Origin of the sequence: Streptomyces sp. NPDC058240, assembly GCF_042882135.1 — a bacterium.
Classification (GTDB): Bacteria; Actinomycetota; Actinomycetes; order Streptomycetales; family Streptomycetaceae; genus Streptomyces.
On record NZ_JBHVWT010000099.1, the window covers coordinates 1 to 9,757 of the forward strand.

Sequence of the window (9,757 nt, forward strand, 5' to 3'; positions counted from 1 at the left end):
TCAGCGGACAGCAAGACTTCGACAGCACGAGGGCCTCGATACGACATAAAAACAGCCTACAGACTTAAGGCCGCCTTTTCTGGCGCATCACACTAGGCAGCCCTGGTCTGGCGCCGGTAGCCGCCCGGGGCCAGGCCGTACTCCCTCTTGAATGCTCTGGCGAAGGAGAACTCCGAGCCGTATCCGGTGCGGGCGGCGACCGTCGTCAGTGAGGCATTGGACTCGCGCAGCAGACGGGCGGCGGTCGTCATGCGCCAGCGGGTCAGATAGGCCATCGGCGGTTCGCCCACCAGCGAGGCGAACCGTCGGGCGAAGGCGGCGCGGGACAGCCCTGCCCGCTCGGCCAGCGATTCGACCGTCCACTGGACCGAGGGGTCGTCGTGAATGGCCGACAGGGCAGGCGCCACCGCCGAGTCGCCCAGGGCTGCAGCCCACCCCTGGGCGGCGGTCGGGGGCTGATCGTCCAGCCAGGCCCGCAGGATGTAGAGGAGCAGCGAGTCGATCAGACTGGGCACGATGCCGTCCGCGCCGATGCGTGGGTTTTCCAGCTCGGAGCCGAGGAGTTGGACGGCGGCGCTCAACTCCGGATGGCGGCCGTGCCGCGTCGGCAGATGGATCACCTCGGGCAGGTGGCGCACCAGCGGGTGCGGGCGGCTTTGGTCCAGCTGGTAGTCGCCGCACAGGAGGCTGGTCTCGGGGCCTTTGCCACCGAGCGTGAGCGAGCCGATCGGTGAACCCCGTTGGAACTGCTCCGCCGTGGCCGCCACGGCCGGGGTGGAGGGATGATCGGCGAGGATATGGCCCCGCCCGCTGCGCAGGAAGATCACATCACCGGGGCTCAGCGGGATCGGCTTCAGATGCGGTGGTGTGTCATTGAGGGGGACCAGCCAGCAGGTCCCGTACAGCACCACATGGAACCCGGCGCCTGCGACTGGCGGCAGCCGCACGCCCCAGGGGGCGCGGCCGTTGGTCCGTACGGATGCCGGGTGCCCGGTGCGCATCGAGGCCAGCGCCTCGGTGAGGATATCCATCCGCCTTGCTCTCCCTGGTTCGGCCCGTCGCGGTCAGACCGTCAGGACAATCTTGCCCTGTACGTGTCCCGAGGCGACCAGCTCATGTGCCTTACCGGCCTCCTCCAGCGGGAACGTCTCCTCGACGTGCGGGCGGATCAGGCCCGCGTCGACCAGGTCGGCGATCGCTTCGAGCGCGGCGTAGTCCGGCTCGACCGAGATGCCGGCGAAGCGCCGCCCGGCAGCCTCGACGCGTACGGCGAGCTTTGGGTCGGCGTGTTCCACGATGCTGATGAGTACGCCGCCGGGGCGCAGCACACCGAGCGAGAGATCGCCCTGGGCCGTGGAGTCGAAAACCACGTCGGCGTCCTTGACGGCCTCGGTGAAGTCGGTGGTCCGGTAGTCGATGACCTCGTTGGCGCCGAGGCCGCGGACGAAATCGTGCCGGGCCGGACTGGCCATGGCGATCACATGGGCGCCGTGTGCCTTCGCGATCTGTACCGCGAAGTGGCCGACACCACCGGCTGCCCTGTGGATCAGTACCCGGTCGCCCGCCTTGACGCCTGCCGCCTGTACCAGGCCCTGCCAGGCCGTGAGCGCCGCGAGGGGGATGGCGGCGGCGTGCACATGGTCGAGAGAGGCGGGCTTGCGAGCCACCTGGCGGGACGGTGCGGCGACGTACTCGGCGTACCCGGTGGCGGCGCGGGGGAAGAACGGCATCCCGTATACCTCGTCCCCCACCTCGAATCTGGCGCCGGGGCCGGCCTCTTCGACCACCCCGGAAATGTCCCAGCCCACGCCGAACGGCGGCTCACCGAGCAGTGGGAAAGCGCCGGACCTGACGAACACGTCCACAGGGTTGACCGCACTGGCGTGGACCTTGACAAGAACCTCGCCGGGCAGCGGCTTCGGCCGCTCGGTCTCCACGACCTCGAGGACCTCGGGGCCACCGAAAGACTTCTGGAACACTGCGCGCACGGTAACTCTCCCTGGTTCGACCGGTTGATGTCCGGCTTGATGTCCTCAACCCTAGGAAGATCGAATGAGCCGGAGAATAGCCTTCCGTCTCGGCTACATGTCCCAGCGTCTTGTCGGTGCGTACTCTCGGCCATAAATGCCTCAGACGTCGATGACACCCTTGACGATCATGAAGTAAATGATCAGGTTGCAGCGTCCGCCAGCAGGGCCCGAGCGGCGCGTCGGCCTTGCCAGTCCGCACAGCCGGAACTCTGGGGCAGCTGTAAGGCCGGGAACCTCAGCGTCGGGTACCAGCGCCCGCAGAACCACACGTACAGGACGGTTTCATCCCAGCAGATTGAGTTTCCGCGACTACGAGGGCCGCCCGGCCTCCTCGGAGTCGCGATAAAGCTCTTGTCCTGCGGGTTCCGCTCGACGATCTCGACGCCGATCCCGTGTCTGTGGCCGTGGGCTCCGCCTCGGTCTTCGCCGGGACGGTCGCCGACGCGCGCGGGCAGGCGTCAGTCGGTGACGAGGTCGTCCGGGGCGGACCGGGCGAGTTCGGCCAGTGTGGCCAGCGCCTGGGAGAGAACGTCGGTCTGCGGGGAGGCGAGCCCCAGCCGGATCGCGTTGGGGGCGTGGTTATTTCCGACAGTGAACGCGGCGGCCGGCACCACTCCGATGCCGTGCCGGGCGGCGGCGGCGACGAAGGTGTCCGCGCGCCACGGGCGGGGCAGTTGCCACCAGCAGTGGTACGAGCGCGGGTCGCTCCGCACAGCGAAGCCGCCGAGGTGCCGGGCCGCGATCTCCTGCCGTACGGCGGCTTCCCGCTGCTTGGCCTGTACGAGCGCCTTCACGGTGCCGTCCTGCTGCCAGTGGTAGGCCGCCTCCAGTGCGAAGCGCATGGGGGTCCAACCCCCCGAGCGCAGCGACGTGGCGATCTCGCCCACCAGGAAGCCGGGCGCCACTACGAACCCGAGGGTCAGGCCAGGGGCGATGCGCTTGGACAGGCTGTCGACGAGGACGGTCTGCTCGGGGGCCAGAGAGGCGAGCGGCGGCACTTCGTCGTGGAGGAAGGCCCAGATGGTGTCCTCGATCGCGGGGATCCCCGACCGCAACAGGACATCGGACAGATGCTCCACCCGTTCCCGGGGCATCGTAATCGACAGCGGGTTGTGCAGAGTCGGCTGTACGTAGACGGCGTGCAGCGGGCCGCTGCGGTGGGCTTCCTCGACGGCCTCCGGGATCAGCCCTGCTGCATCCATGGCCAGGGGCACGAGGGTGATGCCGAGCCGCGTGGCGATGGCCTTGATCACGGGGTAGGTCAGTTCCTCGACGCCGAGCCGAGCGCCCGGTGGCACCAGGGCGGTGACGACGGCCGAGATGGCCTGCCGCCCGTTCCCCGCGAAGAGCACCTGCGCCGGGTCGGGGCGCCAGCCGCCACGCGCGAGCAGATCGGCGGCGGACTCGCGGACGGCCGGAACGCCGGCCGCGCCGACGGGCCGCAGCGCGTACCCGAGGACATCGGGACGCAACAGCCCGCCGAGCCCGTTGGCCAGCAGCGTGGCCTGCTCGGACACCACCGGATAGTTGAGCTCCAGGTCGATCCGGCTGCCTGCGGGTTCGGTGAGCGCGGGCGCGGATGCACGGGGGACCGCGCGAACGAAGGTGCCGCGGCCCACTTCGCCGAGAGTGAGGCCCCGTCGGGCGAGTTCCTGGTAGACGCGGGTGGCGGTGGAGTTGGCGATGCCGTGCTGCTGGGCGAACTTGCGCTGCGGGGGAAGCCTGTCGCCCGGCCGGAGGATGCCGGCCCTGATCTCCTCGGCCACCGTGTCGGCGACGCTCTGATAGTCCTTCACGGCGCTCTCCTCTCGTCCACGTGCCTCCGCCATCCAACCACACAATTGCACCGAGTGCAATAATGCATATTGCATCGAGATTTCGCAGGCAATATGCTCGCGGCATTGCTTCGAGCCTCGCCCGTGCACCGGGCTGGGGAACCCCTGTTTGGATGCGTCACGAGAGGGCGCGCGACCGCCGGAAAGGAGTCCTGCCAGCAGTGAACACGCCCGCATGGTCTCGGTCTCCGCTCGGCCGGACTCCCTTGCCGCTGACCGACTGTGACCGGTGCGGATTCACCTCCTGCCTGGTAAGGCACGGTACGGTCGTCGGCCTGCTGCGGAAGTACGCGGCGGAGTGGCAGCGGGTCCTGACGGGGCCAGGGCTCGACGGCCGGCGCGTGGGCGTGCCTCACTGGTCACCGCTGGAACACGGCTGCCACGTCCGTGACATGTGCCTCCTGTTCCACAAGAGGCTCGACGCAATTTTCGGAACCACAACGATTGCACCGGACCACCGCACCGCGCCGGATGTCGGGCTGGCCGCGGAACGCCCGGACGTCGTCCGGCGCTACCGCGACGAGGAACCGCGACAGGTGGCGGAGGAACTGGGGTGGGCCGCCGAGGCCCTGGCCCGCCGCCTGGCCACGCTCACCGCCGACGACTGGGACCGCGACGGCGCGGGCCTGGCCGACTCGCGACTCACCGTCGATTTCTTCACCCGCCATCTCCTTCACGACATCGCTCACGACCTCGCCGAGGTACGGCGCGGTGACCGCTCCGACAGGGCGCGTCCGGAGACGGTGGCGGGGCATAACAGCGAATGAGGGGTTTTCATGGTTGAACTGAGCGGGGTCCTCGGCGTGATGGTGGTGGCCCTCGGGATGGTGCTCACCCCGGGCCCGAACATGGTCTATCTCGTCTCACGCAGCATCACCCAGGGCAGGCGCGCCGGGATCATCTCCCTCGGCGGTGTGGCCCTGGGCTTCATGGTGTATCTACTGGCCGCAAACCTCGGCCTGTCGGTCGTCTTCATCGCCGTGCCCGAGCTGTACTTCGCCGTGAAGCTGGCTGGCGCGGCATACCTCGCCTACCTCGCCTGGAACGCGCTGAAGCCGGGCGGCGTCTCCGTCTTCGCCCCGCAGGACATCCCGTACGACTCGCCGCGCAAGCTATTCATGATGGGACTGATGACGAACCTGCTCAACCCGAAGATCGCCGTCATGTACCTCTCGCTCATCCCGCAGTTCATCGACCTGGAGAAGGGCCACGTCCTCCTCCAGGGCATCGCGCTCGGCTCGATCCAGATCGTGGTCAGCGTCGCGGTCAACCTCACCATCGTCCTGGCAGCCGGAACCATCGCCGTCTTCCTCTCGCGCCGCCCCTCCTGGCTCAAGGTGCAGCGCTACGCGATGGGCACGGCGCTCGGCGCGCTCGCCATCTCGCTGGCCCTCGACACCTCAGGTCCAGTCAAGTCGAGCTGACGGCACGGCACATGGGGAGCGGTCCGGTGCCGACCTGGGCTTTACCGCCCCAGGGACAGGAATTCCGTGTGTTCCTGAGAGGGGTGTTTCGCGGTTTGATGTCCGGTTCGTGATGTGGCTTGGGTGAGGTTGTGTGGTCAGGCGCTTCGGGTCACGTTACGGCCGGGCCTGGGCGAACAGGCCGGGTTCGGTCTCGGCCAGGATGCTTTTGAGTTTCGAGCGCATGCCCTCGATGCTCTTCGGTGCGAAGCCGAGATCGAGGGTCTCGCACAGGTCGCGGGCCCGCAAGGGCCACACCACCTCGGCGAAGACGGCGAGCTCACTACGACCTGCTCGCGCTCGCCCCCGATTACCGCATCGAGCGCTTCGGCACGAAATTCGGCGACCTGCGCGTCACCGTCGCCGACCGCTTGGAAGACGGGAAATTCGACGGCGAGTTCGCCGACTGGGCCACTGCCCTTGCCCTGCCGAAATCGTCTCCGAGTACACCTCCGTAGCCGCATCTCACTGCGCGGCGACGGGCGGCGCACCTGCCACGCATATCTCCCGTGCCCAACCGCGTCGGCGGACAGCGGCGAGGTCTGCAAAAGAAAAGAACGGTGTAACTCCTGATCAAGGAAGATGCACCGATGACCAGCAACAACACGAGTGAGCCCGAGACCGTCGAGTCGGCCGAGCCACAGCGGTCCACGTCCGTGGACCAGTAGTTGATCGAGGAGCCGGTGGGCCGGGCCCAGGCCGAGGGGCTGCAGCTGACCGGTGAGGGCGGGCTGTTGCAGCAGCTGATCAAGCGACTGCTGGAGTCCGCTCTTGAGGGCGAGATCACCGCAGGCACAGCAACATCCTTCCAGGCCGCCCACGGGCAAGCCAGATCAGATGTCACCACACCGTGCAGCAGTCCCCAATCGCAGGGCGAACGCCCGCTGCCGGTCGTGCGGGGCTCCTGGTCGCCTAGCAGTTGCCCCAGTTGTTGGAGCTGCCGCGGTGGGCGTGGACCGAGTCGCTCGGGGAGGACGTGTCGACCTTGATGACTTTGACGCCGCCCCAATAGCCCTCGTAAATAGCCCTCGTACTGAGGTTTTCTCAATGAAAGTCATGGCCAGGCGTTGTTGAGAACGAGGGCGGCTTTGGCGATGGCGCCGACGGCCGGGGCTGAGGGTGATGTGCTTGAGGGTGCGCCAGCGTTCGTTGAGCGGGCTACGCTCGCCCCAGGACGGACCGCAGCATCGTCAGCAACACCTCGCCGCCGGCGGCGAGGTGTGCGTTCGCCTCGTCGGCACCGGTGTTCAGGATGTCGACGGTGTTTTTCAGACCGTCGAAGGCGCCGACGAGAACGGTGGCGAGCAGGGTCGGGTTGATCCCGACCGTTGCGTCCGCCGCGCGCTGGGCGCCGCGGATGAGGTCGGCGACGTCGTCGATCCAGGTCCGGGTCAGCTGGGCTGCCAGCGGGCGGGTTTCGGGAACGTCCGCTAGGTCCTGGATCAACCGGGCGATGACCCAGGCGTCCGGGTCGTCGCGGTGCAGGTCGAGCATCGTCGGGAGCAGTGCTTCGAGCCGATCGATCCCTTCCGGTGTCGCGGCCAGTCTCGTGCGGACGAGGTCAAGCCACTGTGCGTGCTTGGTGGACAGAACCGCGATCGCGAGCGCTTCCTTGTTCTCGAAGTGGAAGTAGACCGAGCCCTTGGTGAGTCCACTCTCCATGACGACGTCCGCCATCCGGGCACGGTCGTAGCCGAGTCGCGCGAACACTCCGGCGGCTGCCTCCAGGATGCGGTCGCGGGAGGCGGCTCCATGGGCGGTGGGTCCCGGCGGGCGGCCGACTCGCCTCGCAGGGGCACTGTTCCTGATCGCGCTTGCCATGGTCAGCATGATACTGGTAATTAAATAGACCAGCACGCAGGTTTAATTAAGGAGGCTTGGCGATGTTCATCGACGATTTCGCTCGCGCGGCCGAGGCTGCTGTCAATCACCACAGCATCGAGGCAGTGACCGCCCTCTGGCGTGAACCGGCCCGGTACGACTCGCCCCTGACCGGTCCCCAGGAGGGGATCGATGCGCTCGCCGCCCGCGAGTCGGCGCTCTTCGCGGGCTTCAGCGACCTGAGGGCGAGCATCCGTCCGCTGGGCCAGGACGGCCTCACTGGCTCGATGCTGGTCCGCTTCGAAGGCACACACGACGGCGAGTACGGGGCGTTCGCGGCCACCGGCAACTCGATCGTCATAGAGATGGCGGCCGTCATCACCTTCGATTCGGAGGGCTACGTAGTCGAGGAGCGGCTCTTCGCGGACAGTGCGACCGTGGTCGGCCAACTCACGCACCACTCCGCGTCCCACGACTGATCGACCGGCGAGCCACGACGCTGCCCCTACCTGTCGGCAAAATCGAGCGGCTGCCCGGCGGGGGGTCGCTCGGCCCTACTCGATCGCCTGGAGCAGGGTGCGCAGGGCGTGGTCGAGGGTTTCGCGTTCGTCGGGGGTGAGGGCGGAGAGGAGGCGGGATTCGTTGGCGGCGTGATCGGTGACCGCGGCGTCGACGACTTCGTGGCCGCGGTCGGTGAGTGCGACACGGAAACTGCGGCGGTCGGTGGGATCGAGACGGCGTTCCACCAGGCCGTCCGCCTCCAGGCGGTCCAGGCGGTTGGTCATGCCGGCACGGGAGAGCATCAGGGTCTTCGCGAGGGCGGACGGGATCAGGGTGTACGGAGGTCCGGATCGGCGCAGTGCGGCCAGGACATCGAACTCACCCCGTCGCAGCCCGTGCTGGGCGAAGACCCCTTCGAGGATGGGGGTGAGGAGGAGCGAGAGCTGACCCAGCCGCCCGAAGACCCCCACCGCCGACAGGTCCAGGTCCGGCCGTTCCCTGCGCCACTGGTCGAGGATCTGATCGACAGCGTCTTTGGGGCTTTGGCGCGTCTCGGCAGCCACGCCCTGCTTGGTCCCGTCTTCCTTCGTCACGTCTCCATCTTATTCGACGGCTGATAGTTAGCTGTCGTACTATTCGACGCGGAATCACTTCTGCCGATCGCGATCCCGGCTTGCGTCCGGGACCGGATGCGGTTCTGACGACTGGAGGGGCGTATGTCCTTGATCACTTCCAATGCCCAGGGCGGAATCCTGGTCCGGGATGCCGAGGCCGAGCTGTTGGGCAGCGCCGACAGCACCGTGCGGCTCTTTGCTGACGCGAGTACCACCGGCGGGGCCGTGAGCGCCCAGCGGGTGACCCTGACCGCGGGCACCGACGGAGCCCCGCCTCACCGCCACACCGGATCCGCCGAGCTCTTCTTCGTACTCGGCGGCCGGCTTCAGGCACTGGCCGGGGACAGTGTGATCACCGCGGACGAGGGGGACTTCCTCCTCGTGCCGCCAGGACTGCCGCACGCCTTCGCCGCCGAACCCGACGCGGGCGCCGACGTACTGATCGTCATCACCCCCGGCGTCGAGCGCTTCGACTACTTCCGGCTGCTCGACCGCGTCAGCAAGGGCACGGCCGATCCGCGGGAACTCCTCGATTCGCAAGAACGCTTCGACAACTTCTTCGTGGAGAGCGCCACCTGGCAACGAGCCCGTCAGCGTCGCTGATCGCCCGATCGCCTGGAGCGAGGCATCGTTCGCCGAGGGCGACGACGGGCACCCTCGCCTGCGGGTTCTTCGCAGAGGCCCACGGTGTCATAATGCAGGGTGACGATCACGGTGGCTGCGGCGTCGCGAAGGTCTGCCGAGCGACAAACAAGGAGACGGCCGGCACAGTTGCCGTGCTCGTCGCCCTGGAACAGGGGCTGCCGTTCCTGATCCGCAAGGACTGCAACACCGTCGGCGTCGTCGCCCCCATCGTCTAATAGCGCCTATGACAGGGGCGGCCCACGACTGTCCTTCCTGCCACCGCTCACCGCGGCTGGCCCAGTGTCCCCAGCCGAGCATGGGGTCCGCCCATCCTGCTCCCGAGGTCGGACGGGCGGACCGGGCTCACTGCCACCGCACCCACTGGACGAACTTTCCCGCGGTAGCGATGAATCCGAACGCAACGGTCAGCGGGTCGGTGAGTACCAGGTACTCAGGTGAGAGCCGGGTGCTCCTACGGCACGTACAGGACGAAGCATGCATCGAGCAGGAGCACGACGGCCCACAGGGACCGCACGGACTGCTGCGTCGTCGGGGCGGGAGGCGCGGCCGGGGTCGTGGCGTCCGTGCGCGACGAGGACCAGGCGGTCCGGAGTCGGAAAGGCGGACGGGTCCGGTTGGGCCGAGGAGGATCATGTCCCACGAGTGCAGGGGTAGTCCGGCGGTGTCGGGAACCTGGAATCTGTGCAGGAGAAGACCCGAGAGAAGCACGGCCACAGGAAGCGGTTCCGGAGAAGGACAGGTACGGGCTAAAGCTCAAGGCCGTGAAGTTATGACTCCGGGGGCGTTGGCAAGTGTGCTCTGATCTGCGGCGTTTTCGGATGGGAGAAGCGGAGCCCCGGTAGAACTGG

General features: G+C 67.8%; 11 protein-coding genes and 1 pseudogene. 6 read left to right on the top strand and 6 right to left on the bottom strand.

Features of this window, described 5'->3' with window-relative positions:
• Window positions 1–92: 92 nt before the first annotated feature.
• The 3 genes from ACFVX4_RS40955 to ACFVX4_RS40965 all read right to left on the bottom strand — a co-directional run bounded on the left by ACFVX4_RS40955 (window position 93) and on the right by ACFVX4_RS40965 (window position 3,826).
• The gene (locus tag ACFVX4_RS40955) at window positions 93–1,031 is read right to left on the bottom strand and encodes an AraC family transcriptional regulator (protein ID WP_389988270.1); all 939 of its coding nucleotides are present in this window, start codon (window positions 1,029–1,031) and stop codon (window positions 93–95) included.
• A gap of 33 nt (window positions 1,032–1,064) precedes the next feature.
• Window positions 1,065–1,988: an NADP-dependent oxidoreductase gene (locus ACFVX4_RS40960; RefSeq protein WP_389988273.1), complete on the bottom strand. Its 924-nt coding sequence runs from the start codon at window positions 1,986–1,988 to the stop codon at window positions 1,065–1,067.
• Window positions 1,989–2,488: 500 nt separating this feature from the next.
• The gene (locus ACFVX4_RS40965; RefSeq protein ID WP_389988276.1) at window positions 2,489–3,826 is read right to left on the bottom strand and encodes a PLP-dependent aminotransferase family protein; all 1,338 of its coding nucleotides are present in this window, start codon (window positions 3,824–3,826) and stop codon (window positions 2,489–2,491) included.
• Window positions 3,827–4,026: 200 nt separating this feature from the next.
• Between ACFVX4_RS40965 and ACFVX4_RS40970 the strand changes: the two genes are divergently transcribed.
• Complete coding sequence (locus ACFVX4_RS40970) at window positions 4,027–4,632, top strand: DinB family protein (protein ID WP_389988279.1); 606 nt, start codon at window positions 4,027–4,029, stop codon at window positions 4,630–4,632.
• A gap of 9 nt (window positions 4,633–4,641) precedes the next feature.
• Window positions 4,642–5,289 (top strand): LysE family translocator, encoded by a 648-nt coding sequence (locus ACFVX4_RS40975; RefSeq protein WP_389988282.1) that lies wholly within the window; start codon window positions 4,642–4,644, stop codon window positions 5,287–5,289.
• 156 nt (window positions 5,290–5,445) lie between these two features.
• Here the strand turns inward: ACFVX4_RS40975 and ACFVX4_RS40980 are convergent, their stop codons facing one another.
• Window positions 5,446–5,589, bottom strand: coding sequence for a hypothetical protein (locus ACFVX4_RS40980; RefSeq protein WP_389988285.1), 144 nt, complete (start codon window positions 5,587–5,589; stop codon window positions 5,446–5,448).
• A 329-nt stretch (window positions 5,590–5,918) separates the two neighbouring features.
• Here ACFVX4_RS40980 and ACFVX4_RS40985 point away from each other — a divergent pair.
• Window positions 5,919–6,116: pseudogene (locus ACFVX4_RS40985) on the top strand (transposase); the annotation flags it as partial.
• 370 nt (window positions 6,117–6,486) lie between these two features.
• Here the strand turns inward: ACFVX4_RS40985 and ACFVX4_RS40990 are convergent.
• Complete coding sequence (locus tag ACFVX4_RS40990; protein WP_389988288.1) at window positions 6,487–7,149, bottom strand: TetR family transcriptional regulator; 663 nt, start codon at window positions 7,147–7,149, stop codon at window positions 6,487–6,489.
• A gap of 62 nt (window positions 7,150–7,211) precedes the next feature.
• Between ACFVX4_RS40990 and ACFVX4_RS40995 the strand changes: the two genes are divergently transcribed.
• The gene (locus tag ACFVX4_RS40995; protein WP_360552148.1) at window positions 7,212–7,628 is read left to right on the top strand and encodes an ester cyclase; all 417 of its coding nucleotides are present in this window, start codon (window positions 7,212–7,214) and stop codon (window positions 7,626–7,628) included.
• A gap of 75 nt (window positions 7,629–7,703) precedes the next feature.
• Here ACFVX4_RS40995 and ACFVX4_RS41000 read toward each other — a convergent pair whose 3' ends face one another.
• Window positions 7,704–8,243: a MarR family transcriptional regulator gene (locus ACFVX4_RS41000; protein WP_326743048.1), complete on the bottom strand. Its 540-nt coding sequence runs from the start codon at window positions 8,241–8,243 to the stop codon at window positions 7,704–7,706.
• A 123-nt stretch (window positions 8,244–8,366) separates the two neighbouring features.
• Between ACFVX4_RS41000 and ACFVX4_RS41005 the strand changes: the two genes are divergently transcribed.
• Both ACFVX4_RS41005 and ACFVX4_RS41010 read left to right on the top strand, forming a co-directional pair.
• Window positions 8,367–8,867, top strand: coding sequence for a cupin domain-containing protein (locus ACFVX4_RS41005; RefSeq protein WP_389988292.1), 501 nt, complete (start codon window positions 8,367–8,369; stop codon window positions 8,865–8,867).
• 92 nt (window positions 8,868–8,959) lie between these two features.
• On the top strand, window positions 8,960–9,124 hold the full coding sequence (locus ACFVX4_RS41010; RefSeq protein ID WP_389988295.1) for a hypothetical protein: 165 nt from the start codon (window positions 8,960–8,962) through the stop codon (window positions 9,122–9,124).
• The last annotated feature ends 633 nt before the right edge of the window (window positions 9,125–9,757 follow it).